This is a genomic window from Brachybacterium netajii (SeqCode) (assembly GCF_054114245.1).
This window is the reverse complement of record NZ_JBSYXB010000009.1, coordinates 1-20,832: the sequence shown is the minus strand read 5'-3', so window position 1 is coordinate 20,832 and position 20,832 is coordinate 1. Positions and strand designations below refer to the sequence as shown.

Below are 20,832 nucleotides of genomic sequence, written 5' to 3'. Positions count from 1 at the left end.
AGTTCAGGCGTCGTCGGCGTCGCCGATCGTGTAGTCGCGGGCGATCCCGGCGGTGACGCTCCCCCACTCGCTCGCCCGGACGCGCGCCTGATGCGCGTCGAAGGCCGCCCGATCCGCGAACCTCTCGGACACGGTCCACACCAGCGGGTCCTCCGTCGGCTCGACCGTGAAGCGCAGGCATCCGGCCTCCGAGCGCGTCAGCTCGACGTGCCGCGGCAGCTGCGCGCGCACGACGGCGGCCTCGTCCTCGGTCGCGCAGATCAGTCGGCCGTCCAGCGTGATGCTCATGCCCACAGTCTTCCGGACGCGGGCCGACGGCCGCCGTGCTGTCCGACACCCAGGGCCGACGCTCGGGGCCGACGCTCGGGGCCGACGCTCGGGGCCGACGATCAGTCGATCTCCTCGCCGGCGAGGGCCTTCGCCGCCAGCCGCTCCTCCTCGCTGACCTCCCACACCTCATGCGCGGCGTGCACGGCGAGCAGGATGATGCCGCAGCCCAGGACGAGGTCCGGCCACCCGGATCCCGTGCGCAGCGTCACCAGGGCCATGACGATGATGGCGGCGTTGACCAGCACGTCGTTGCGGGCCGAGAGGAAGGCCGCCCGTCCGAGCGACCCGCCATGCCGTCGGACGCGGGAGATGATCACCGCGCTCGCGCCGTTGACGAGGATCGCTCCGACGGAGGCGAGGACGACGGGCAGCGCCTCCGGGACCGCGGGCTCGAGGACCCGCTGGACGGCCTCGCTCGCGGCGACAGCCGCCGGCACGAGGATCAGCATCGCCAGGATCTTGCCCATGACGGCCCGTCGCGCCGCCGCCCAGCCGAGCGCGACGAGGATCAGCAGGTTGATGGAGGTGTCCTCGAGGAAGTCGACGCTATCGGCGAGCAGGGCCACCGACCCCGCACGGAGCGCGACGACGAACTCGACCCCGAAGTACCCGAGGTTCAGGAGCGCGACCGCGAGCACGGCGCGCCGCACGCGTCGGGCGTCGAAGGCGGCGATCGGATCGCGCAGCCCCTCGTCGCCGTTCGCCGTCTCGCCGGGCTCCTCCGTCGCGACCATCCCGGCTCCTCTCGTCCCGTCGGTCGTCGGCGCGCCGGCAGGCGCCCGCGGCCGGGCTCGGCGACGCCGGGCTCGCGACCGAGGATAGGGGCTCCCCGCGGCGGTGTGAGACGGTGACCCCATGCCCGACTATCGGATCGACGGCACGCGGATCGACACGATCGGCGACCTCTACGACCAGTTCGACCGCGAGTTCATGCGCGAGGAGGACTGGCGCATGGGCGCGAGCCTGGACGCGCTCGACGACGTGCTCTACGGGCTCGACGCGCGGACGAGCAGCGGGGACCCCGCCGTCGTCGTCTGGCACGACCACGCCCGCAGCCGGGAGGCGCTCGGGGTCGCGGCGACCGAGCGCTGGCTGCTGGACAAGCTCGACCGGCCCGGCACCTTCGACACGACCCGTTTCCGGGCCGACCTCGACGCCCTCCGCGCGGGCACCGGCCGGACCTACTTCGACATCGTCCTCGAGGTCTTCGCCGACCATCCGCTCGTCGATCTCCGCCTCGCGTAGCGGGCGCGCCGGGCCCCGCGCGGCACCGGACCGAACGGAGACCGGACCGAGCGGAGGCCGGACCGAGCGGAGGCCGGACCGAGCGGAGGCCGGACCGAGCGGAGGCGCCACGGATGTTCATCCGCCGTTCCTCCGGCAGTCCAGCAGGATGATCGAGCATCGGGGGATCACTCAGAGCACACCGCGCGCGAGCAGACCGTCGACCTCCGGATCTCGGACCACCAGATCCTCGTCCGCTCCCGTCCCTACGACGAGGAGCTCACCCAGTGGGGCGACGGCAACGTCGGCCAGGGCGCGGTCCTCCACCTCGACACCCTCCTCTTCGACCCGCTGCCCGACGAGGACTTCGGCGCCTTCGTGCACCTCGTGCACGCCGAGGCCTTCACCCCGACCCCCTCGCGGCGCGCAGCATCGTCGCCCCCTTCACCGTCGTCGACCCCGCCGCGGTGGAGGTCGCCTCGTCATCGGAGGAGTTCCCCGCCGAGATCGGCCTCGCCGCCGGCACCTACGACGTGCACTTCGAGATCTGCGACGGCTTCGACGACGACGAGGATGAGGTCGACGAGGACGAGGAGGAGTCGGAGGTCTACTACCGCTTCACCTTCGTCCCGGCCGCGGAGCCCGGCTCCCCGCGCTTCCTCCTCGACGACCCGTGGGGCGGCGAAGAGGGCCTCGCCCTGCAGAACGGTCGCTTCTGAGCACCTGTTGAGCGCCTTCGCAGAGCATGCCTCCGCGCTGCGGCAATGAGGACGGGGGTCCGGCCGACGACGGCCGGACCCCCGTCGGCGCCTCGCCGTCCCCGTCCGGCGCTGCCGTCGCATCCCGCCCGCCCGTCGCGCCCGTCCGTCGCGCCCGTCCGTCGCGCCCGTCCGTCGCGCCCGCACCCTTCCGAGGCGGTCGACCGCGATCCTGCACTGCCGCCCATGAGCGATCTGGACGCCGTGGAAGCAGGGATCTGGGCGCGCCTCACCCCCTTTCGGGATGAGCTCGAGGAGGCGACCGTCTACGGCATGCCTTCGCTGCGCCGGCCCGGCACCGGCGCTCACGACTGCTTCGCGGCCGTGAAGCGCAACGCGAAGAAGGTGAGCCTCTACGCGATCGCGATGGACGCCTGGCCCGAGGTGCTCGCGGAGTCCTCGCCCGGCTCTACGTGCCGTCCCGCGAGCACTACGCGGGCAGCTGACCGGCCAGCGGGCCGCGCCGACGGACACGACGGCCGGATCGGCATCCCGACCGGATCGATCTCGACAAGTACTTGCGGTAGTGGAAAGTACTTGTTAGCGTCGTTCCCACGACGCCCCACCGGACGAAGGAACGACACCATGAACACCACCGCCGCCCCCACCGAGACCGCCACGCTCCAGCGCAGCCTCTCCCGGGCCTGGATCGGCCCCGCCGCCGGCATCGCCTGCATGATCGTGCTGTTCGTCGTCGGCCTCGCCACCGACAACCTGATGCTGACCATCATGGCGTCCACCATGGCCGGTGTGCTCGGCTCCATCTGGGCCGCGCTCTACGGCTCCCTGCGCCGCAAGCTCACCCAGGCGCAGCAGCGATGACCGGCACCGCCGGCCACGGGCCGACCCCCGAGGAGGCGCAGGCGCTCCTCGCCCGAGCCGCCCAGGCCGAATCCACGACCAGGACGGGGGCGAGCTGGCCCCAGATCGCCGGACTGCTGGGCCTCGGCGCCGCATCGTCGCTCGCGCTCCCCGCCATCGCCTTCGCGCCGACCGAGATGCTCGCCCTCCCGCTGACCCTCATGATCCTGTGGATCACGGCCTCGATCGTCTTCATGACCGTGTTCAGCCGCTCCGTCAAGCGCGGCTTCGGGAAGCGCTGGATCACCGCGATCGTCGCCTGGGGGATCCTGTGGACCATCGGCATCGTCGGCACGACGACGGTGTTCGCCGGGCAGATCTGGTTCCTCGCCATCATGAGCGGCCTGCTGACCGCCCTCACGCTGGTCGGCGCCTGGATCGAGGCCGCGCGATGACCGCCGAGCACGCCCGTCATCAGCTCGTCGAGTCGCTGACCCATCCGGTCCGCTTCTCGCTCGTCGCCGCCCTCAACGCCGTCGACAACGCCGACTTCGCCACGATCCGGGACCAGCTGCAGGTCAGCGACTCCGTGCTCAGCCGTCAGGCCTCGCAGCTCGAGGCCCTCGGCATCGTCGCCATCACCAAGGGATACGTCGGCAAGCGCCCCCGGACCTGGCTCAGCCTGACGCCGCAGGGCCGCGCCCAATGGGCCTCCCACCTCGCCGCCCTGCAGGCCATCGCCAGCGGCTCCATGCCGCAGTGATGCCCGTCGGGCGGCGGGGCGCCGACGCCGATCCCGCCGCCGACACCGACGACGTCGCCGCCGACTTGGTGCGTCAGAGGTGCTCGTAGATCCCGGCCCACCGACCGGGGAAGCGGGCCCTCAGCGCATTCCGGAACTCATCGTGCTGGTCGACGAGCTCCATCGTGATCGCCAGAGTCGCCGCCGCGGCTCCGCGATCCAGATCCCAGCGGTCCAGCGGCGCGGTCGCGCCGCAGGCGGAGCAGACGAGCTCGGGCGCGACGCGGTGCCGCCACCAGGCGTCGAGCGCCTCGCCGAGCACGCCGTCGCCGTCGAACCCCAGCAGGTGCCGGCAGCGCGGGCAGCCGGCGCCCTCCATCGCCTCGGACCCGTGGTACATCCGCCAGGAGTCGCGCACCGTCACGTGGTCCTCGTGGCGCCCCTCCCGCAGGGACCGTGCCATGCGCTCCAGCCGCGGCCCGTAGCGGTCGGCCGGCACAGCGTCCTCGCCCGCGCCGAGCCAGTCGACGAGGCCCTCCGCCTCGACGGTCCAGCCCTCGGCGCGCAGCCACTCCCGCAGCTCGCGAGACAGCCTCCCCACGTTCTCGGAGGTGGCCTCGAGGTAGACCAGGTGGTACCGCTGATCGCTCATGCGGTGAGCCTAGGCCCCCGAGGGAGAGGTCCCGAGGGAGATCGCGTCGGCCCATACGGCCTCATGCCGCTCCACGAACCGGCCGACGGCGCTCCAATGCTCCCCGTGACCGGCGACGAACATCGTCCCCCACGGCTCGACCCCGTCACGATGGGCGTCGCGGAGCATCGCGTGCATCGCCCACGTGCGTCGGACGAGCGTCGGCGCGAGCACGGACCGCATCGCGGAGTCCGCCCGATACCCGTCGACGAACGCGCGCAGCGCGAGCGCGGCGTCGGCCGGATCGGCGGACGCATCGTTGAGCGTGAAGGCCTGCGCGGAGTACGCCAGATCCCACAGTCGCGTGCTCGCCGCCGCGCCGTCCCAGTCGATGAACGTCCACCGCTCCCCGACGACGAGGTTCCACGGTGTGAGGTCCCCGTGGCAGACCAGGTCCGGCGCCGGCACGGGCAGGAGCGCCCGGCCCAGGCCCAGCGCATCGGCGTCGAGCCCCTCGCTCGCATCGTGGATGGCGCGGACCATCGATCCGACGGTCGCGAGCTGCGCACGGCTCAGCGGCGGGGCATCCATCGCGAGGACGCCGTCGACGTACTCGGTGACCATCCGGCCACGATCGTCCCGCCCCTGAGGCGCGGGGAGATCGATGCCGCGCTCCCGCAGGATCCGCATGTACTCGAGCACGCCCGAGGCCCCGTCGGACCACGGCTTGCGGACGGTGCCGCCGACGCGGACGACCCCCGCGGTCGCGTTGCCGCCCGACAGGACCTCCTCGTCCTCGCTGCCCGTCATCGGGAGCTCGACCACGGGTCGAGGACCGTGACGTCAAGCGGTGCGACAGCGAGCAGTGCGACATCCTCGGCATTGCGTGTCACGGCGGTCATCCCATGAACAGTAGCGGTCGCCGCGATGTGCGCACCGCTCGGAGCCGTCCCCTCGGACGCGTGTCCGACGTACTCGGCATCATGGACTCGATCGCGCTGCGGCGTGATGAGGTGGACCGACGGTGCGGTGGATCGACAGGATCACCGAGGCGATGAAGGCGAGGCCGATAGCGATGGACCCCATCGAGGATGCGCTCGGAGCGGCTCTCGGCACCGAGCGCGCCGAGCAGCTGCTGACAACCTTCGACGCCCACACGAATCAGCCGAACGCGGTCAAGGGCGCCGCGAAGAGGCCCAGCGACCCTGAGCTCGAGGCGACGCTGCTCCGGGTCATCACCGCCGCCTCCCCTCAGGACCTCGACGAAGCGCTGGACTCCATCGCGATGTGGGGCCTCCTGGCGCTCGCGGCCCGCGCCGACGCCACCGTCCTCGACGACCTTCCGGAAGGTCGGTCGGCGAGCCCCAAGGTGGCCACCATCCGGCGATCAGCCGCGCGGCATCGGAAGGCTCTGGCCGTCGCCAGCATGCGGCCTGCCGCCGACGTCGCAGAGTTGACCGTTCGCGGGGTGACGCCGCCGGCGAAGGTCTCGGAGGTCGCGGCATGGTTGACGACGCACTCGGATCCCGACCCCGCGGTCCTCGCGCCCACGACCGGCCAGCGTGCCACGGCGCGCCGTGCAGCGCTGCGGGCGCTCGGCACCCTGGCGACACCGGCCGCGCTCGCGGTCCTCGCGCAGTACGCGACCGATCGCCACACCGATGCCGACCTCGCCGAACTTTATCGGGCCTGGGCTCGCTTCGACCGTCGCGAGTTCGCCGCCGCGATGTTCGGTCCCGCCGCCGCGGACCTCAGACTCGGAGGGTGCTCGACGATCGAGGGCATCGGCGCGGTGGAGGGGCTCCGGGGTCTCAGCGTCATCCTCGACGAACAGGCCGATCTGGCACCGCTCGCAGAATGCACCGACCTGCGCCGCCTCCAGATCCTGGCCACGGTCGACTCCGGCCTGACCAGCATCTCGCCGATCACCCGGCTGCTGCATCTGACGGACCTCGAGCTCACCGGAACGACCCGAGGTGCTGACCTGAGTCAGCTGGCAGACACCCCGGTCGAGCGAATGACGCTGGCCCTCGACGGTGCCGAGGGGTCGTTCCTCGCGGAGATGCCGCGCCTGCGATGGCTCGCGCTCTCCGGCGAGCGCGAGGAGGACCCCGCGCTCGGCTCCCGCATCGCATCCGACCCGTCGTCCGCGGATCCCGCCCTGACCGGCGTGATCCTCACGATCGTCCGCAGGGGCGTGACCGTCGTGCTGCATCAGCACGAGGGCTGGGTGCCGGCCTTCATGGCGAACGCTCCCCGCGACATCACCGTGGACACCATCAACGGCAGCCCGCGGCTCCGACTCGCCCGATAGGCGTCCCCGACCGATCCCTTGCGACCGATCCGCCGTCGGGCGTACGGTCCGGCCACCAGCCGCACTCCCCTGGAGGCACCCATGGCACGGGTCCGGGTCCACAACTTCTCGATCTCCCTCGACGGCTTCGGCACGGGCGAGGGCCTCACAGTCCAGGCGCCGTTCGGGCACGCCGGCGAGCGCCTGCACGCGTGGATGCTCGCGACGCGGACCTGGCACCGGGCGGTCGCGGAGCCCGGCGGCTCGACCGGCGTCGACGACATCTTCGCGCTGCAGAACGACATCGGCATCGGCGCGGAGATCATGGGACGCGGGAAGTTCAGCGCCTCGCACGGACCGTGGGAGGGGCTCAGCACGGAGGACGAATGGCGCGGATGGTGGGGACCGAGCCCGCCGTTCCACTCCCCCGTGTACGTGCTCACGCATCATCCGCGGCCGTCCCTCGAGATGGAGGGCGGCACCGCCTTCCACTTCGTCGACGCGACCCCGCAGAAGGCGCTCGTCCTCGCCCGGGAAGCGGCGGGCGAGCGGGACGTGCGGATCGGCGGCGGAGTGTCGGTGCTGCGGGACTCTCTCGCGGCGGGCCTCGTCGACACCGCTCACATCGTGCAGACACCGATCCTGCTGGGCCGTGGGGAGCGGCTGTGGGACGGTCTCGAGTGGCTCGAGGAGCTCTGCTCGATCGAGGCCGTGAGCTCACCCAGCGGCGTCGTGCATCTCCTGCTCAGCCGGCGGTGAGCCGGTCGGGGCCGGCGTCGAGCCGTTCGGGGCCGACGACTCGGAGGTTCGTCGGCCGGGAGTGCGTCGGCCCATCGGCCGACGACGTCCTCACGGCTCGAGCCACACGTCCACGTAGCCGTCCGCGTCGATGATGAAGCGCGCGCCCGGTGGCAGGCGCAGGTACGGCAGGACGATCGGCAGCAGCTCGGGCAGGTGCTCGAGGTGCACCGGCTGGTAGAAGTCCGCGGCCTCGGAGTACTCGCCGCAGTGCAGGAACCAGCTGACGTCATCGCCCTCCTCGAGAGCGATGCGCGTCCCATAGACGGGGGTCGCGCCGATGCTCGAGAGGGCGAGGGCGACCTTCGGCTCCGGGACGGTCTCGGCGAGGCCGAACCGTCGGCACACTTCTCGCTGCAGGTCAGCGATCTGCTCGGTCTCTGGCCGGTCGGGCTGGGAGTCGGATATCGGAGCAGACCTCCAGGATGCGGCGAGGGGGACGGCGTCATCCTCGCACGGCCTCTCCGTCCCGGTGACGAGGCCCGGTCTCCCGAGTTCTGACAGACTCGACGACGCGATCACCGAGGGCGGGACAGGACAGGGAAGGACGACGATGGGACGAGCGAGAGTCGATCGGCTCTACGAGCAGTTCCGACGCACAGGATCGGTGACGGTGATGGCCAGCGTGCTCAAGGGGACGGCGTCGATGGTGGGGATGATCCTGATGGCGGCGCTCGGCGCGGGCATGTACGCCGGAGCACTCTTCGACGGCGACGCCGGGACGTTCAAGGCCTGGGGCAGCCTGATCCTGGTCCCGTTCGCCCTGTCGGGGGCCGTGGCGACGGCATGGCCCATGATCCGTCGTCGTCAGCTGCACCTCACCCCCGTCGGGCTCGAGGTCACCTCCATGCGAGGAGGGCGACGGGTTCGCATGCTCGGTCTGCGTTGGCGGGAGATCGAGCACATCGAGTTCCACACCAACACCAGTGGAGAGAGCACCCGGACGTACGTCCGGATGCATCTGGTCCCCGGAGCCGGCCAGGGGTCGGGGATGGACGCGCCGCACGGCTATATCGATCTGCCCAGCGGATTCACCCTGTCCGTGAAGGCCCTCGCCGCGCTGATGGAAGGGATCCGCAGCACGATGGCGCAGAGGTAGGCGCGGCGGAGGCCCACCTCTCCGGCCGGAGAGTCCACCGCCCGGGTCCCGGAGGCCTTCACACTCGCACCGGAGTTCCGTAGGCTCCGGCTCGACGGCGCGGCCGCCGAACCCGCGTCCGGGCCCATGTCCTGACGCCCGCCCTCACGAACCCCGCGAGGAGGGATCCGCCCGCTATGACCGCTCTCATCCCGCCCGGTGCCGACGCGCGCCACGTCGACACCGCCGCCGGGCGTCTGCGCGTCCTCCACGGCGGCGCCCCTCGCCAGGAGCGGGTGCCGACGGTGCTCCTGCACGGCGGCGGCACCGACAGCGCCGCGATCTCCTGGTACCGGCTGATCGCACGGCTCGGACAGGAGCGCGAGGTCTGGGCGATCGACATGCCCGGCTTCGGCGGGAGCATCGACGTGCCGCCCGTCGGCGGGCCGCGCGCCCTCGCCGCGGTCGTGGCCGAGGCGATGGAGCAGCTCGGGGTCACCCGCGCCGTCGTGCTCGGCATCTCGATGGGCGGCGACGTGGCGCTCCACCTCGCCCTCGAGCATCCGGAGCAGGTCTCCGGCCTCGTGCTCATCGGCTCCGGCGGGCTGGCGCCCCGCGTCGGCGGGCGCGCGACCCACACCGGCGCCTGGCTCGCCGCGCAGCTGCCCGATGCGCTGCTGCTCCCCGCGGGACGGTTCGCGAACCGCTTCGCCCGCACCGCGATCCGTTCCCTCGTCGCGGACCCGTCGACGCTCCCCAACGAGGTGGTCGAGGAGTTCGTGCGGACGGCCCGCGATCCGCGGGGCGTGCTCGGGTACGCCCGCTACAACCAGGCGACCCTGGCGCGCCACGGCCTGCTCAACGACCTCCGCGGCGTGGTCGAGCGGATCGCCGTGCCGACGCTGCTGGTCCACGGCGAGGAGGACCCGATCGTCGATCCCGTCGGGTCGCGGACCGCCGCTGAGCGGATGCCCCGGGCCGAGCTCGTGATGGTGCCGGGCTGCGGGCACTGGGCGCAGCTCGAAGCGCACGATCGCTTCCTCGAGGCGGCGCTGACGTTCCTCACCGCGGTCGACGTCCGCGGAGCGTCGTCGGACGCGCGGCCCCAGCTCTCGTAGGTCTCGACCCAAGGGGCGCGCGGCTAGGCTGGAGGCATGGCGACGGTTCTCCTCGTGCGGCACGGTCGCACCACGGCCAATGCGACAGGGCTCCTGGCGGGTCGGACCCCCGGCGTGAGCCTGGACGATGCGGGACGCGACCAGGCGGCGCGGACCGCGGACAGGATCGTGGCCGTTCCCGTGGCCAAGGTGGTCTCGAGCCCTCTCGATCGCTGCCTGGAGACCGCCCAGGCCATCACCGATCGGCAGGCGGGCGCACCGTCCTCGTCGGTCGACGCGGAGATCACGGAGTGCGACTACGGGACGTGGCAGGGCCGCCAGCTCACGGAGCTCGCCAAGGAGGAGCTGTGGCGGACCGTGCAGGCGCAGCCGTCGGCCGTCACCTTCCCTGGCGGGGAATCCATGGCAGGGATGCAGGCCAGAGCGGTCGCGGCGATCAGGCGTCACGACGCCGCCGTCGCGGCCGAGCACGGCCCGGGCGCGATATGGGTGGCGGTGAGCCACGGCGACATCATCAAGTCGGTCCTGGCCGATGCGCTCGGCATGCACCTGGACATGTTCCAGCGGCTCGAGGTCGGACCGGCCTCGGTGTCGATCGTGTCCTACGGGGCCGCCAGGCCGAGGGTGCTCGCGACCAACACCGACGCCGGGGACCTGTCCTGGCTCGCGCGGAGCGTCCCTGCCGGAGATGCACCGGTCGGCGGCGGGGCAGGCACCTCCGCCACCGCCAGCTCGGACGCCTAGGATCGGATCATGACCGACGTGCCCGCACAAACTCATGAGTTCGACTGGCCGGACCGGGTCGTCATCGGGACGGTCGGGCGACCGGGATCTCGCACGTTCTACCTCCAGGCCCGCACCGGGTCGCGGATCGTGAGCATCGCCCTCGAGAAGGAGCAGTCGGCCCTGCTCGCGCTGAAGATCGACGAGATCCTCGACCGGCTCCGCGAGGTCGAGGGCAATCGCTACAGCGTGCCCACCAGCACCCCCGTCGAGCTCGTCGACAACGATCCGCTCGACCACGTCGACGAGCAGTTCCGCGCCGGAACCCTCGGGATCGGCTGGGACCCCACCACCGCGCAGGTGATCATCGAGGCGCACCCGCTGCCCGCCGAGGCCGAGGCCGAGGAATTCGACGGGTACGACGGGTACGACGAGGCACCTGCGGAGGACTCCGAGATGCTGCGAGTGAAGATGCCCGTCGGCACCGCCCGCGCGTTCACCCAGCGCACCCGCGAGGTCGTGGATGCCGGGCGACCCCTGTGCACGCTCTGCGGCCATCCCATCGACCCCGATGGTCACGTCTGCATCATTCCCGAGTCCTGATGCCCGACACGGATCTGGCGACCGGCGAGCTGGTGCTCACCGGTCGCCTCACCACGGCGTCGAACGCGACGTTCCTGGCCGGCATCGGCGACGCGGCGGTCGTCTACAAGCCCGTGGCGGGCGAAGCCCCGCTCTGGGACTTCCCCGGCGGCACCCTGGCGCACCGGGAGATCGCCTCCTATCTGGTCTCCGAGGCCCTCGGCTGGGACGTCGTGCCGCGCACCTGGCTGCGCGACGGCCCGCTCGGAAAAGGGATGGTCCAGCTCTGGCAGGAGCAGGACCCCGCCCAGCACCCCGTGGACCTGGTCGCGACGGACGACGTGCCCGCCACGGGCTGGCGGAGCGTCCTCGAGGGACTCGACGAGGACGGGCAGAGGATCACCCTGGCCCATGAGGACACTCCCGCGCTGCGCCGCATGACGGTGTTCGACGCGATCGTCAACAACGCCGACCGCAAGGGCGACCACATCCTCGCCATGCCGGGCGGACACCGCTTCGGCGTCGACCACGGGCTCACCTTTCATCACGAGGACAAGCTGCGCACGGTCCTCTGGGGGTGGCTCGGCGAGGCGCTGCGTGCCGAGGAGCTGGACGGCATCGACCGCATCGCCGACGCTCTGGACGGCGAGCTCGGCCGAGACCTCGCGAAGCTGCTCCGCCCCGAGGAGCTCGAGGCGCTCGCCGCGCGCTGCACCCGGCTGCGGGCCGACGGATGCTTCCCGGCCCCGAGCGGAGTGATGCCCGCGGTGCCGTGGCCGCTGTTCTGAGAGTTCTCGCCGTGCTACGTTTCGCACCCGACATCCACCTGTCGACCTCGAGAGGCCCGACCATGGCGCAGTACATAATCTACTTCAACCAGCAGTGGGTGGGCGACCACAGCCCGGAGTGGTTCGCGGAGCGGGGCCCTCTCGCCAAAGCTGTCGTGCAGGACATGCAGGATGCCGGGGTGCTGGTGTTCGCCGCGGGCGTCGACGAGGACGTCGATGCCGCGATCACCGCCGATGACACCGGAGGCACGCTGGAGTTCCGCGAGGGACTGCACACGCCGGACGAGCAGTACATCGGCGGGCTGACCATCGTGAATGTCGCTGATGACGAGCACGCGAGGATGTGGGGCGGCCGGATCGCCGAAGCATGCGGATGGCCTCAGCAGATCCGACGGGTCTACTGAATCACCCACGAGCCGCGCCGCGAGCGCGGCCTGGATCTCGCGAGTCTGCTCCGCCCCGAGGAGTTCGCCGAGCGCAGCGCCCGGCGATGCGCTCGACGCTCCGATATCCCGTCGTGGTCCGGGGGCGCAGGAGCTCGATCAGCGCCACGGGCGACCGAGCTCGTCCGCACGCTCCATCAGCGCAGCGATCTCCTCCGGCGTCACACCGGTCAGGACAGGCAGGTCGTCCGCGACGGCCGGGTCCGTGTGGTGCTTCGCGATGAACAGGCCCTGCCGGAGGATGAACATCTCCTCGGGCGTCACGATGAAGGCTCCGTGCTCGTCCCTGCGCATGTCGATCTCCTCTCGCCGCCCGAGGCGCCGGTCCTCCGCCGAGCCCCGGGGTAGACGTCCCTCAGCGTACGAGAGCATGCCGGCGACGCCGGAGGAAGCGGTGGCGCGGCGGCCCGTTCCTCTGAGGTGCTGTCATCGTGTCCGGTTCCCGCGGCCACGACCGTGAGGGACGCAGAGAGGACACCGGAGACGTGATGACCGATATGCCGATCCAGGCTGCGCTGGACGCTGCGCTCGGGGCCGAACGGTCCGAGCAGCTGCTGACAGCGCTCGACAACTACTCGAACCAGCCCAACGCCATCAAGGGCGCGGCGAAGAGGGAGAGCGACCCCGAGGTCGAGGCGGCGGCGCATGCCGTGTTCGCCGCGGCCTCGCCGGAGGACATCGACCTCGAGCTCGACACGATCGGGATGTGGGGTCTGCTCACGCTCGCCGCGCGGGCGGACGCCACGATCCTCGACGCGCTGCCCGAGGACCGGAGGGACTCCCCGAAGGTCGCCTCGAACCGTCGGGCGGCGCTGAAGCACCATCGCGCCGGAGCCTGAGCGCTCCGGGAGGACGGGGCGCCCGGATCAGCCGCGTCGTCCGGGCGGGGCTCCGCCGACGGCGCGCAGCTCGGCAGCCGGCCTCATGAGGTAGACGTCGATCGGGTCCTCGCTCACGCGGGTGAAGCCGTGCCGCTCGTACAGGCGACGGGCGGGACTCCCCTGGAGGACGTTCAGTCGGAAGGGCGCTCCCGCGGTGTCCGTGTGCAGGATCTGCGCGAGGACCCGACCGCCCATGCCCCGTCCCTGCTGCGCGGGGTCGAGGTAGAAGTGCTCGATCCACACCCCGTCCGCCTCCGGTCGCACCGCGACCAGGCCGACGTCCTCCCCGGCGACCTGGATGACCCGGGTGTGCGCCGGGGTGAACGCGTCGAGGAAGCGCTGCCGCACGCGGTGCGGGTCGTAGCGCCCGAGCCGCTCGAGATCGGTCCGCATGACCACCGCTCGGAGCTCGGCCATCCAGGGCGCATCGGCGATGCTGCTCGGTCGGAAGGTCGGCTCCGGGATCACGCGGCGAGACTATCCGCGTGCCGGGGGTGGGGTCTTGCGCTCCCGCGGTGCGGGACAGCACTCTGGGGTGCGGGTGCTGATCGGCGCTCGGTGAGCGAGGGGGATCCCATGTCATTCCAGGCCTATCTGGACGCCATCGAGAAGAAGACCGGCCTGACGCCGCGGCAGCTGGTCGAGATCGCGCAGGAGAAGGGCCTCGACCAGCCGGGCACGAAGGCCGGCGAGATCCTCGCGTGGCTCAAGGACGACTACGACCTGGGACGCGGCCACGGCATGGCTCTCGTCCACGTCATCCAGAAGGGACCGACGATCAGCAGCAAGCACGTCGGAACGGAGGGCGTGCATCGGGACGAGTCCGAGACGCTCTGGCTCGACGGGGTCGCGACCAAGCCCACGAGCTGACGCGCTCCCCCGGGGCGGGGCGTCGCGGTCGATCCCGCGTCAGCGCCTGCCGAACCGCGCCGCGAGGAGCTCCGCGATCTCGTCGGCCGTCCGTCCGCCCGTGTCGACCTGCACGACGGCATCGGTCCACGCGGCATAGTCGGAGCGTCGGCGCTGCACGTCCTCCCAGGTCGGCTCGCCCACGTGCTCGAGGCCCCGGACCCTGCCCCGGAGCCTCCGTCGATGCTCGGCCGCGTCCGAGAGCACGAGGTGCACGAACGCGATCCCGGCACCTGTCCGTGCCGCGGCGGCACGCCAGGTCTGCCGCGCCTCGTCGCTGTCGTTCACCGCATCGACGACGACGTCGTGGCCGAGCCGGAGGTTCAGCTCGGCCATCGCTCGCGTCGCCTCGTAGGCGGCGACCCCGACCTCCCAGCCACGCGGCAGACCGCAGGCGAGGAGCGCGTCCTCGACCGCGTCGATGGACAGGTGGACCGACGCCGTCCGCGCCGCGAGGATCTCGGCGACGCTCGTCTTCCCGACCCCCGGGAGGCCGGAGAGCACGACCAGGCGCCCGCTCATCCGAGCGCCCGTGACGTGATCGTCGCGACCCGCTCCCCCGGGACGCCTTCGATGAGGACCGCCCTCGAGCGGGTCGGTGCGATCGCGTCCGCGGTGGTCACCGATCCGTCCCTCCTCCCCTGCGGCGCCGCGTGACGCGGAGGACCACAACGCCTCCGCGGATCCGCTCCTCCCCTCATTCTCTGACCGACGCATCGAGCGGGACATGGAATGCGCGGACGAACTCCTCGACCAACGACGTCGGCCCCTCGCAGTCGATGCCGCCGGAGCTCAGCGCCGCGTCGACGTCACCATCGGCGAGCAGGCGACGCATCCCCGGGCCGCCGAGGTGGAGATCCGGATCGGGCGACGTCCCCTCGGCGACGCTGACACCGGTCTCCCCCACTCTCGCGGTCGCCACGGCGGGTCCGACCGTCACCTCGACGCTGAACGGCTCGACCGTCGTGTCGGTGCGAGCTGCCAGCAGGGCAGCGGCCAGAGAGCTGTCCGTGGGTCGCTCGCCCTCCCGCGGGGCATCCATCCGCCGCGCCCCCCACCGGCCGATCGCGAGGAGGATCGGCTCGAGGTCCCGCCCGTAGTCACTGAGCTGATAGACGACGCCGCGGTCCGCGACGGCGCGCTCGACCACCTCGGCCCGTTCGAGGTCGCCGAGTCGCGTGGTCAGGATGTTGGAGGGGATGCCCGGGATCCCCGTCCTGAGCTCGTTGAAGCGTTTCGGGCCGACGAGCAGATCGCGCAGGATCACCAGCGTCCACCGCTCGCCGAGGACCTCGGCGGCCCTGGCCAGGCCACAGTACTGACCATAGGTCTTCATGGTTGACAGCCTAGGATCGGCAGTTCACTATCACAAGTGCAGTTGTTTTTCTGAACCTCCCAGCCGACGACGAGAAGGCCGCGATGACGACGTACGAGACGAACGGCGTGAGGCTCGGGGCCGAGCACTTCGGGGATCCCGCCACCCCGCTGCTCCTGTGCGCAGGAGGCACCACCATGCTGTCCTGGCCCGACGAGCTCTGCACAGCCCTCGCGCAGGGCGGCCGGCACGTCGTGCGCTACGACCTGCGAGATTCCGGCACCTCGACCACCATCGACCCTCAGAATCCGGCATACACGCTGCGGGATCTCGCCGCAGATGCCGTGGGTCTCGCCCGCGCCCTCGACGACCGGCCCGCCCACCTGGCGGGCATCGGGGTCGGAGGCCTGGTCGCCCAGGTCGCCGCCCTCGATCATCCGGACGCCTTCTCGGCACTGACCCTCGTCGGGACACGACCGGTCGCCCCTGGGCCCGTCGACGCAGATCTGCCCGACCACGACACGGCGACGATGGCTCGGCTGTTCTCCCGCCGCAAGCCCGACTGGTCCGATCGCAGCGCGGTGGCGGAGTACGCGGCAGGCGGCGCCGATATCCTCGGCGACGACCCCGCGGCCGCCTCGTCGCTCGCCGCACGCGTATGGGACCGCACTCCGGGCGCGCAGCCCGCTGTGCACATGGCGAATCAGCTGGGGATGACGTTCTCCAGGCTCGACTGCCGACCCCGCTGGCGGGAGCGTCTCGCCGACCTCGCCCTGCCTGCGCTCGTGGTGCACGGACGTCGCGATCCGTTCTTCCCCGTCGGCAACGGTGAAGCCCTTGCGCGAGAGATCCCCGGCGCACACCTCCTGGTGCTCGAGGACGCGTCGAGGGCGATCCCCGACGCGGCCACGGCCGAGGTCGCGGCGGCGATGCTGAGCCTGTGACGAGCCCCCGCTCGACGTGTCGCGACCCTCGGCGCGCGCCGGTCTTCCCCGATCCGTCGGGCGGCGTTATCCTCGGCGCCGAGCGCGGAAACCGCGTTCCCCCGGCCCATCATCCGAATGGAGAGCTCATGACCATGGCCTCGACCCCCAGCAGTGAACCCGCAGTGCCCGAGAAACACGGGATGACGCCGATCGCGGTCCCCGCACAGCCGGACGCCATCGAGCTCGGAACCGGACCGATGCCGGGCGGCTCAGCACCGGAGACCTGGCACAGCGAGTACGGCAGCGTGTTCGCCCGCAACGTCGGCGTCGCCACGCTCACGCCGTTCCTGCCTGATCCGGCCACGGCGACGGGCACCGCCGTGATCGTGGCGCCGGGCGGAGGGTTCATGTCCTTGTCTATGGAGAACGAGGGGTGGGATGTGGCGCGCGCGCTCGCGGATCGCGGTGTCGCCGCCTTCGTGCTGAAGTACCGGCTCAAGCCCACCCCGGAGCATCTCGACGACTTCGCCTCAGCGATCAGGGAGATGCTGGCCGTACCGATCCCCTCTCACCGGCACGACCCAGCCACCGCGCTCGGCGCCCTGGACCCGCAGATCGCCGATGCCCGCGCAGCATTCGCCCTCGTGCGCAGCCGAGCGGCCGAGTGGGCGATCGATCCCGAGCGGGTCGGCATGGTCGGCTTCTCCGCCGGCGCCATGCTCACCGTCGCCACCGCTCTCGTCGGCGAGGAGGCGAAGCCCGCCTTCATCGGCGACATCTACGGGCCGCTCACCGCGTTCGAGGTGCCCGACGATGCGCCGCCGCTGTTTATCGCGCTCGCCGCGGACGACGGCCTGATGGACCCGAGCGGGTTCCCCCTGGTGGAGAGCTGGCGCGCTGCCGGGCGGCCCGTGGAGCTCCACTTCTACGAGCGGGGCGGGCACGGATTCGGCATGTACCCGAAGGAGACGACCAGCACCGGGTGGTTCGAGTCCTTCGCCAGCTGGATGCGGATGCACGGCCTGCTCGAGCATTCTGGGGCGACGTCCGCCTGAGGCGACCTGCTCCTGCGAGACGCCGACCGGACGCCGGGGCTCCACCCCGATCCCTGGTGCGGAGTCGCAGCTCCCGCTCTCTCGTCCGTGAGCTCGAGGTGCACCACGTCGAGCCGTGCGCCCGTGCGCGACGCCGCGGTCCGCCAGGTCTGCCGAGCATCCTCGCTGTCGTTCACCGCATCGACGACGACATCGTGTCCGAGGCGGAGGTTCTGTTCGGCTATCGCGCGAGCCGCTTCGTACGCAGCGACCCCGACCTCCCAGCCTCGCGGTAGACCGCAGGCGAGGATCGATGCGCTGCCGCGCCGACATGCTCACCACCGAAACCCCCGAGAACAACAGCCGGCTCCTCATGACCGCCTGACCCAAAAGCCACCACTCAAAGGGACTTGACCCAGACCACTCTAGGTGCGCGGAGAGGGCACCCCACAGCCCCAGAGGTATACGTCACGAACGGCAGAATATGCCGTAGTACGTCTGTGACCAGCACGTTCTGAGGGTCGAGAGCTCATCCCTCGGCTCGGAGCGCGGGATGCAGATGCTCGCCCTCGATCGCGACCCGCGCCTGCGCGGCCGCGGCGGAGAGCGCGGAGGGGATGCTCTGTCCGCGCAGCGTCGCCGCCAGCAGACCGGCCATGAAGGCATCGCCGGCGCCGTTGGTGTCCACGACCTCGGCCGGCACCGCTGAGACCTCATGCCGCGTCCCGTCGGCCTCCAGGGCGATCGCGCCCTGCGCGCCGAGGGTGCAGACCGCGAGTCGAGGACCGCGTGCGACGCAGGAGGCGAGCAGCGCCCAGGCGTCGTCGGTCGCATCGGCGTTCATCAGCACGACCTCGGCGGCCCGTAGGAAGGGCTCATGGAACGCCGCGGCGCCGTCGTAGTCGTGCAGGTCGGTCCAGATGCTGGGGCGGCGCGGGGAGCGCTCGAGATCCCGGAGCACGGCGAACCCGAGCTCCGAGAGGTCCAGCACGGCGACGTCGGCCGCGAGCGCCGACGCGGCGGCGGAGGAGACGTCGTCGGCCGACGGGGCCGACGGGGTCGCGACGTACAGGGAGACCCGCCCGTCCCGCGCCATGAGGTTCACATGCCTCTCGGTGCGCTCGCTCCCGACCGCACGCAGATCGACACCGGCACCGATCAGCAGCGCGGCGATCCGCCCGCCGTCCTCGTCGGCGCCGAGCGGCGCATGGAGCACCGTAGGGACGCCGAGAGCGGCGAGATGCGCCGCCTTGCCGGCCGACGTGCCGCCGACGGTGTGCCAGGCGCTCTCGGCGAACTGCATGTGCGGGACCGGTTCGGGAAGGCGGTCCAGGGAGATCAGGTGGTTCCAGGAGGCGGGACCGCAGACGACGACATGCGGGACCGGGTCAGGGGTGCTCATCGGACTATTGAACCCCATCACGGGAGGCGAGGATGCGGAAGCGTCTCTGCGTGACACGGATCGGACGGTCCGCGTCGATCGCGAGCAGGCGCTCGGCCTCGAGATCGCGCACGATGCGCTCCGAGGAGACCTCCGGATACTGGGGATCGGTGCCGAACCACTCGTGGATCTCCTCGGCGTCGGCGCCGTCGACCTGCTGGGTGAGCAGACGACCTCCGGGGGCCAGGACCCGAGCGATCTCGCGCGGATCGATCGCCTCATGGCGGGACATGACCAGGTCGACCGACTCATCGGCGACGTGCATCGGCTCGCCGGCGTCGTCGTCCATGGAGGAGTCCATGGCGGCATCATCCCACGCGCCCGCGCCATGACTCCGAGGGCCCTGGGGCACCACTGCACTGCCCGCGGACGCGGCCCCGGCAGGGCCCGAGGACGATCGTCGCGAGCTCCTGCGATCCGCCATAGCGCGGGCACTCGAACTCCACGGCGTCGCCACGGCTGGGAACGCATGCACGCCTCACCAGGCCAGACCGGTCTCAGGGCTACGGACCCTCACCGCGCATGGCCGACTCAGCTGCCTCTCCGCTGGTCATCCAGCACCTGTTCCATCTCATCCGAAACCTCGTCCAGGAGGACCTGGAAACCGGGCTCCTCGAGGGGGAAGTGGCCGCAGCCAGGAAGCATCACGACCCGGGTCTTGCCGCGAAGCCGACCAAGGTAGTCGAGGCTGAGCTCCGGCATAGTCCAACGATCCTCGACCGGATGCAACAGCACGACCGGTGGTCCTTGGTGTTGCTCGGGTGGAATAGTCGGACTGAATCGCCCCGGGTTTGTTAGAGGCTCGCAAGTGCCGCGTCGGCGGGTGCCGGTGCGGGGTGGTTGTGATGGTAGGTGTCCTCGAGCTCGACGGGCGGGATCATGCCGATCTCGCCGTGAAGTCGCCGGTGATTGAACCAGTCGATGTATTCCGCGGTCGCGATCTCGAGGTCGTCGATGTTCTTCCAGGGCCCGCGGTTGCGGACCAGTTCAGCCTTGAACAGCGAGTTGAAGGCCTCGGCCAGGGCATTGTCATACGAGTCGCCGGTGGAGCCGACCGAGGCGGCCGCGCCGGCCTCAGCAAGACGCTCGGTGTAGCGGATGGCGACGTACTGAACGCCCCTATCGCTGTGGTGCGTGAGCCCGAAGGCGGCCTGGCCTGCGTGATCGCGGGTCCAGATGCCCATCTCGAGCGCGTCCAGCGCGAGGTTCGTCCGCAGCGACTTCGACAGCTGCCAGCCGACCACGCGGCGGGAGAACACATCGATGACGAACGCGGCATACACCCAGCCGGCGAAGGTGCGGCAGTAGGTGAAGTCCGCGACCCACAACTGGTTCGGAGCGGTCGCGGTGAAGTCACGTTCGACCAGGTCAGGACGATTATCCGGGCCACGACCGGAGATCGTGGTGCGCGGGCCCTTGGCCCGGCTGACCCCTCGCAACCCCGCGCCGCGCATGAGCCGCTCGACCGTGCAACGCGCGATGACGACGCCCTCGCGGCGCAGCTGGGCGTGGACCTTCTTCGCCCCGTAGACGCCGAAGTTCGCCGCATGGGCCCGGTGGATCTCGACCAGCAGTTCCTCGTCGCGTAGTGCTCGCTTCGAGGGTGGGCGGGTCTTGAACGCGTAGTACGTGCTCGGCGCGATCTGCGTGCCCGCTGCGGTCAGCGTTCGACAGATCGGCTCGACGCCGAACTCATGCCTGCACTTGTCGATGTACTCCACGATCAACGCTGTGGGCGGTCGAGCTCCGCCGCGAAAAAAGCCGAGGCTGACCTCAGGATCGAGTTCGCCCTGCGCAGCTCACGCACTTCCTTCTCCAGCTCGACCAGGCGCTGGGACTCGCTGGTCGTGGTCCCGGGACGGTGCCCCTCGTCAACCTCGGCCTGCACGACCCAGTTCCTCAGAGTCTCAGGATTGATCCCGAGCTGCTCGCCCACACGGCGAAACGTCCCCGACCTCGTCGATGGATCGCGCCGTGACTGAACTGCCATCCTCGTGGCTCTCTCCCGAAGCTCGTC

30 protein-coding genes, 2 pseudogenes and 1 other annotated feature are annotated in these 20,832 nt (G+C 71.2%); of the genes and pseudogenes, 18 read left to right on the top strand and 14 right to left on the bottom strand.

What is annotated here, in order from left to right; translation table 11 throughout:
- Positions 1–3: 3 nt before the first annotated feature.
- Positions 4–288, bottom strand: coding sequence for a putative quinol monooxygenase (locus tag ACXET9_RS14030; RefSeq protein WP_457887303.1), 285 nt, complete (start codon positions 286–288; stop codon positions 4–6).
- A gap of 101 nt (positions 289–389) precedes the next feature.
- On the bottom strand, positions 390–1,064 hold the full coding sequence (locus ACXET9_RS14025; protein ID WP_457887302.1) for a cation transporter: 675 nt from the start codon (positions 1,062–1,064) through the stop codon (positions 390–392).
- A gap of 121 nt (positions 1,065–1,185) precedes the next feature.
- Here ACXET9_RS14025 and ACXET9_RS14020 point away from each other — a divergent pair, with 121 nt between their 5' ends.
- The 6 genes and pseudogenes from ACXET9_RS14020 (at position 1,186) to ACXET9_RS13995 (ending at position 3,876) form a co-directional block, all read left to right on the top strand.
- On the top strand, positions 1,186–1,575 hold the full coding sequence (locus ACXET9_RS14020; protein WP_457887301.1) for a barstar family protein: 390 nt from the start codon (positions 1,186–1,188) through the stop codon (positions 1,573–1,575).
- 210 nt (positions 1,576–1,785) lie between these two features.
- A pseudogene (locus tag ACXET9_RS14015) lies at positions 1,786–1,920 on the top strand (hypothetical protein); the annotation flags it as partial.
- A 101-nt stretch (positions 1,921–2,021) separates the two neighbouring features.
- Positions 2,022–2,273, top strand: coding sequence for a hypothetical protein (locus ACXET9_RS14010; RefSeq protein ID WP_457887300.1), 252 nt, complete (start codon positions 2,022–2,024; stop codon positions 2,271–2,273).
- Positions 2,274–2,498: 225 nt separating this feature from the next.
- Complete coding sequence (locus ACXET9_RS14005; RefSeq protein WP_457887298.1) at positions 2,499–3,134, top strand: hypothetical protein; 636 nt, start codon at positions 2,499–2,501, stop codon at positions 3,132–3,134.
- Positions 3,131–3,568 (top strand): hypothetical protein, encoded by a 438-nt coding sequence (locus ACXET9_RS14000; protein ID WP_457887296.1) that lies wholly within the window; start codon positions 3,131–3,133, stop codon positions 3,566–3,568. The genes ACXET9_RS14005 and ACXET9_RS14000 overlap by 4 nt, the downstream gene beginning before the upstream one ends.
- Positions 3,565–3,876, top strand: coding sequence for a winged helix-turn-helix domain-containing protein (locus tag ACXET9_RS13995; RefSeq protein ID WP_457887295.1), 312 nt, complete (start codon positions 3,565–3,567; stop codon positions 3,874–3,876). Before ACXET9_RS14000 ends, ACXET9_RS13995 begins: the two co-directional genes overlap by 4 nt.
- A gap of 73 nt (positions 3,877–3,949) precedes the next feature.
- Here the strand turns inward: ACXET9_RS13995 and ACXET9_RS13990 are convergent, their stop codons facing one another.
- Positions 3,950–4,507, bottom strand: a complete 558-nt coding sequence (locus ACXET9_RS13990; protein WP_457887294.1) for a hypothetical protein — start codon at positions 4,505–4,507, stop codon at positions 3,950–3,952.
- 9 nt (positions 4,508–4,516) lie between these two features.
- Positions 4,517–5,296, bottom strand: a complete 780-nt coding sequence (locus tag ACXET9_RS13985; protein ID WP_457887293.1) for a phosphotransferase — start codon at positions 5,294–5,296, stop codon at positions 4,517–4,519.
- 265 nt (positions 5,297–5,561) lie between these two features.
- On the opposite strand from ACXET9_RS13985, the gene ACXET9_RS13980 reads away from it, so the two are divergent.
- Together ACXET9_RS13980 and ACXET9_RS13975 are read left to right on the top strand one after the other, a co-directional pair.
- Positions 5,562–6,800 (top strand): hypothetical protein, encoded by a 1,239-nt coding sequence (locus ACXET9_RS13980; protein ID WP_457887292.1) that lies wholly within the window; start codon positions 5,562–5,564, stop codon positions 6,798–6,800.
- 81 nt (positions 6,801–6,881) lie between these two features.
- Positions 6,882–7,538: a dihydrofolate reductase family protein gene (locus ACXET9_RS13975; RefSeq protein ID WP_457887291.1), complete on the top strand. Its 657-nt coding sequence runs from the start codon at positions 6,882–6,884 to the stop codon at positions 7,536–7,538.
- A gap of 90 nt (positions 7,539–7,628) precedes the next feature.
- On the opposite strand, the gene ACXET9_RS13970 is transcribed toward ACXET9_RS13975, so the two are convergent.
- Complete coding sequence (locus ACXET9_RS13970; RefSeq protein ID WP_457887289.1) at positions 7,629–7,925, bottom strand: immunity protein Imm33 domain-containing protein; 297 nt, start codon at positions 7,923–7,925, stop codon at positions 7,629–7,631.
- A gap of 205 nt (positions 7,926–8,130) precedes the next feature.
- Here ACXET9_RS13970 and ACXET9_RS13965 point away from each other — a divergent pair, with 205 nt between their 5' ends.
- From ACXET9_RS13965 to ACXET9_RS13940, 6 genes are all read left to right on the top strand, one after another.
- Positions 8,131–8,676 carry a hypothetical protein gene (locus ACXET9_RS13965; RefSeq protein WP_457887288.1) on the top strand — a complete coding sequence of 182 codons (546 nt, stop codon included), beginning with the start codon at positions 8,131–8,133 and terminating at the stop codon, positions 8,674–8,676.
- Between the two features lie 176 nt (positions 8,677–8,852).
- The gene (locus ACXET9_RS13960) at positions 8,853–9,773 is read left to right on the top strand and encodes an alpha/beta fold hydrolase (RefSeq protein ID WP_457887287.1); all 921 of its coding nucleotides are present in this window, start codon (positions 8,853–8,855) and stop codon (positions 9,771–9,773) included.
- Between the two features lie 36 nt (positions 9,774–9,809).
- A complete protein-coding gene (locus ACXET9_RS13955; protein WP_457887286.1) occupies positions 9,810–10,517 on the top strand; it encodes a histidine phosphatase family protein in 708 nt (235 codons plus the stop codon).
- Positions 10,518–10,526: 9 nt separating this feature from the next.
- Positions 10,527–11,099: a DUF3090 domain-containing protein gene (locus ACXET9_RS13950; protein ID WP_457887285.1), complete on the top strand. Its 573-nt coding sequence runs from the start codon at positions 10,527–10,529 to the stop codon at positions 11,097–11,099.
- The gene (locus ACXET9_RS13945) at positions 11,099–11,866 is read left to right on the top strand and encodes an SCO1664 family protein (RefSeq protein WP_457887284.1); all 768 of its coding nucleotides are present in this window, start codon (positions 11,099–11,101) and stop codon (positions 11,864–11,866) included. Before ACXET9_RS13950 ends, ACXET9_RS13945 begins: the two co-directional genes overlap by 1 nt.
- Positions 11,867–11,928: 62 nt before the next feature.
- Positions 11,929–12,270: a YciI family protein gene (locus tag ACXET9_RS13940; RefSeq protein WP_457887283.1), complete on the top strand. Its 342-nt coding sequence runs from the start codon at positions 11,929–11,931 to the stop codon at positions 12,268–12,270.
- Positions 12,271–12,408: 138 nt separating this feature from the next.
- Here ACXET9_RS13940 and ACXET9_RS13935 read toward each other — a convergent pair whose 3' ends face one another.
- The gene (locus ACXET9_RS13935; protein ID WP_457887281.1) at positions 12,409–12,603 is read right to left on the bottom strand and encodes a hypothetical protein; all 195 of its coding nucleotides are present in this window, start codon (positions 12,601–12,603) and stop codon (positions 12,409–12,411) included.
- Between the two features lie 194 nt (positions 12,604–12,797).
- On the opposite strand from ACXET9_RS13935, the gene ACXET9_RS13930 reads away from it, so the two are divergent.
- Positions 12,798–13,148: a hypothetical protein gene (locus tag ACXET9_RS13930; protein ID WP_457887280.1), complete on the top strand. Its 351-nt coding sequence runs from the start codon at positions 12,798–12,800 to the stop codon at positions 13,146–13,148.
- A 27-nt stretch (positions 13,149–13,175) separates the two neighbouring features.
- Here ACXET9_RS13930 and ACXET9_RS13925 read toward each other — a convergent pair whose 3' ends face one another.
- Entirely contained in the window at positions 13,176–13,607 is a 432-nt protein-coding gene (locus tag ACXET9_RS13925) for a GNAT family N-acetyltransferase (protein ID WP_457887395.1), read from the bottom strand.
- Positions 13,608–13,766: 159 nt separating this feature from the next.
- On the opposite strand from ACXET9_RS13925, the gene ACXET9_RS13920 reads away from it, so the two are divergent.
- Positions 13,767–14,060: a DUF4287 domain-containing protein gene (locus ACXET9_RS13920; RefSeq protein WP_457887279.1), complete on the top strand. Its 294-nt coding sequence runs from the start codon at positions 13,767–13,769 to the stop codon at positions 14,058–14,060.
- A gap of 39 nt (positions 14,061–14,099) precedes the next feature.
- Here ACXET9_RS13920 and ACXET9_RS13915 read toward each other — a convergent pair whose 3' ends face one another.
- On the bottom strand, positions 14,100–14,621 hold the full coding sequence (locus ACXET9_RS13915; protein ID WP_457887278.1) for an AAA family ATPase: 522 nt from the start codon (positions 14,619–14,621) through the stop codon (positions 14,100–14,102).
- A gap of 175 nt (positions 14,622–14,796) precedes the next feature.
- Complete coding sequence (locus ACXET9_RS13910) at positions 14,797–15,435, bottom strand: winged helix-turn-helix transcriptional regulator (RefSeq protein ID WP_457887277.1); 639 nt, start codon at positions 15,433–15,435, stop codon at positions 14,797–14,799.
- Between the two features lie 83 nt (positions 15,436–15,518).
- On the opposite strand from ACXET9_RS13910, the gene ACXET9_RS13905 reads away from it, so the two are divergent.
- Together ACXET9_RS13905 and ACXET9_RS13900 are read left to right on the top strand one after the other, a co-directional pair.
- A complete protein-coding gene (locus ACXET9_RS13905; RefSeq protein WP_457887275.1) occupies positions 15,519–16,358 on the top strand; it encodes an alpha/beta fold hydrolase in 840 nt (279 codons plus the stop codon).
- Positions 16,359–16,486: 128 nt separating this feature from the next.
- The gene (locus ACXET9_RS13900; RefSeq protein ID WP_457887274.1) at positions 16,487–17,395 is read left to right on the top strand and encodes an alpha/beta hydrolase; all 909 of its coding nucleotides are present in this window, start codon (positions 16,487–16,489) and stop codon (positions 17,393–17,395) included.
- Between the two features lie 92 nt (positions 17,396–17,487).
- Here the strand turns inward: ACXET9_RS13900 and ACXET9_RS13895 are convergent.
- From ACXET9_RS13895 to ACXET9_RS13875, 5 genes and pseudogenes are all read right to left on the bottom strand, one after another.
- Positions 17,488–17,685, bottom strand: a pseudogene (locus ACXET9_RS13895) (AAA family ATPase); the annotation flags it as partial.
- A 218-nt stretch (positions 17,686–17,903) separates the two neighbouring features.
- The gene (locus tag ACXET9_RS13890; protein WP_457887273.1) at positions 17,904–18,776 is read right to left on the bottom strand and encodes a carbohydrate kinase family protein; all 873 of its coding nucleotides are present in this window, start codon (positions 18,774–18,776) and stop codon (positions 17,904–17,906) included.
- 4 nt (positions 18,777–18,780) lie between these two features.
- Entirely contained in the window at positions 18,781–19,116 is a 336-nt protein-coding gene (locus ACXET9_RS13885) for a hypothetical protein (protein ID WP_457887272.1), read from the bottom strand.
- A gap of 230 nt (positions 19,117–19,346) precedes the next feature.
- Positions 19,347–19,550 carry a hypothetical protein gene (locus tag ACXET9_RS13880; protein WP_457887271.1) on the bottom strand — a complete coding sequence of 68 codons (204 nt, stop codon included), beginning with the start codon at positions 19,548–19,550 and terminating at the stop codon, positions 19,347–19,349.
- Between the two features lie 59 nt (positions 19,551–19,609).
- A protein-coding gene (locus ACXET9_RS13875; protein WP_457887270.1) for an IS3 family transposase occupies positions 19,610–20,832 on the bottom strand; the annotation gives its coding sequence in 2 pieces (ribosomal slippage) (positions 19,610–20,571 and positions 20,571–20,832; 1,224 coding nt annotated over the 2 pieces). This gene is flagged as partial in the annotation.
- Positions 20,450–20,578 (bottom strand) — a sequence feature (AL1L pseudoknot). Its footprint overlaps the gene before it by 129 nt.

What these genes read in the sequence shown, in the direction of transcription:
- ACXET9_RS14030 (WP_457887303.1), bottom strand. Translation starts at nt 288, where the DNA reads ATGAGCATCACGCTGGACGGCCGACTGATCTGCGCGACCGAGGACGAG.
- ACXET9_RS14025 (WP_457887302.1), bottom strand. Translation starts at nt 1,064, where the DNA reads ATGGTCGCGACGGAGGAGCCCGGCGAGACGGCGAACGGCGACGAGGGG.
- ACXET9_RS14020 (WP_457887301.1), top strand. Translation starts at nt 1,186, where the DNA reads ATGCCCGACTATCGGATCGACGGCACGCGGATCGACACGATCGGCGAC.
- ACXET9_RS14005 (WP_457887298.1), top strand. Translation starts at nt 2,499, where the DNA reads ATGAGCGATCTGGACGCCGTGGAAGCAGGGATCTGGGCGCGCCTCACC.
- ACXET9_RS14000 (WP_457887296.1), top strand. Translation starts at nt 3,131, where the DNA reads ATGACCGGCACCGCCGGCCACGGGCCGACCCCCGAGGAGGCGCAGGCG.
- ACXET9_RS13995 (WP_457887295.1), top strand. Translation starts at nt 3,565, where the DNA reads ATGACCGCCGAGCACGCCCGTCATCAGCTCGTCGAGTCGCTGACCCAT.
- ACXET9_RS13990 (WP_457887294.1), bottom strand. Translation starts at nt 4,507, where the DNA reads ATGAGCGATCAGCGGTACCACCTGGTCTACCTCGAGGCCACCTCCGAG.
- ACXET9_RS13985 (WP_457887293.1), bottom strand. Translation starts at nt 5,296, where the DNA reads ATGACGGGCAGCGAGGACGAGGAGGTCCTGTCGGGCGGCAACGCGACC.
- ACXET9_RS13980 (WP_457887292.1), top strand. Translation starts at nt 5,562, where the DNA reads ATGGACCCCATCGAGGATGCGCTCGGAGCGGCTCTCGGCACCGAGCGC.
- ACXET9_RS13975 (WP_457887291.1), top strand. Translation starts at nt 6,882, where the DNA reads ATGGCACGGGTCCGGGTCCACAACTTCTCGATCTCCCTCGACGGCTTC.
- ACXET9_RS13965 (WP_457887288.1), top strand. Translation starts at nt 8,131, where the DNA reads ATGGGACGAGCGAGAGTCGATCGGCTCTACGAGCAGTTCCGACGCACA.
- ACXET9_RS13960 (WP_457887287.1), top strand. Translation starts at nt 8,853, where the DNA reads ATGACCGCTCTCATCCCGCCCGGTGCCGACGCGCGCCACGTCGACACC.
- ACXET9_RS13955 (WP_457887286.1), top strand. Translation starts at nt 9,810, where the DNA reads ATGGCGACGGTTCTCCTCGTGCGGCACGGTCGCACCACGGCCAATGCG.
- ACXET9_RS13950 (WP_457887285.1), top strand. Translation starts at nt 10,527, where the DNA reads ATGACCGACGTGCCCGCACAAACTCATGAGTTCGACTGGCCGGACCGG.
- ACXET9_RS13945 (WP_457887284.1), top strand. Translation starts at nt 11,099, where the DNA reads ATGCCCGACACGGATCTGGCGACCGGCGAGCTGGTGCTCACCGGTCGC.
- ACXET9_RS13940 (WP_457887283.1), top strand. Translation starts at nt 11,929, where the DNA reads ATGGCGCAGTACATAATCTACTTCAACCAGCAGTGGGTGGGCGACCAC.
- ACXET9_RS13935 (WP_457887281.1), bottom strand. Translation starts at nt 12,603, where the DNA reads ATGCGCAGGGACGAGCACGGAGCCTTCATCGTGACGCCCGAGGAGATG.
- ACXET9_RS13930 (WP_457887280.1), top strand. Translation starts at nt 12,798, where the DNA reads ATGACCGATATGCCGATCCAGGCTGCGCTGGACGCTGCGCTCGGGGCC.
- ACXET9_RS13925 (WP_457887395.1), bottom strand. Translation starts at nt 13,607, where the DNA reads ATGGCCGAGCTCCGAGCGGTGGTCATGCGGACCGATCTCGAGCGGCTC.
- ACXET9_RS13920 (WP_457887279.1), top strand. Translation starts at nt 13,767, where the DNA reads ATGTCATTCCAGGCCTATCTGGACGCCATCGAGAAGAAGACCGGCCTG.
- ACXET9_RS13915 (WP_457887278.1), bottom strand. Translation starts at nt 14,621, where the DNA reads ATGAGCGGGCGCCTGGTCGTGCTCTCCGGCCTCCCGGGGGTCGGGAAG.
- ACXET9_RS13910 (WP_457887277.1), bottom strand. Translation starts at nt 15,435, where the DNA reads ATGAAGACCTATGGTCAGTACTGTGGCCTGGCCAGGGCCGCCGAGGTC.
- ACXET9_RS13905 (WP_457887275.1), top strand. Translation starts at nt 15,519, where the DNA reads ATGACGACGTACGAGACGAACGGCGTGAGGCTCGGGGCCGAGCACTTC.
- ACXET9_RS13900 (WP_457887274.1), top strand. Translation starts at nt 16,487, where the DNA reads ATGACCATGGCCTCGACCCCCAGCAGTGAACCCGCAGTGCCCGAGAAA.
- ACXET9_RS13890 (WP_457887273.1), bottom strand. Translation starts at nt 18,776, where the DNA reads ATGAGCACCCCTGACCCGGTCCCGCATGTCGTCGTCTGCGGTCCCGCC.
- ACXET9_RS13885 (WP_457887272.1), bottom strand. Translation starts at nt 19,116, where the DNA reads ATGGACTCCTCCATGGACGACGACGCCGGCGAGCCGATGCACGTCGCC.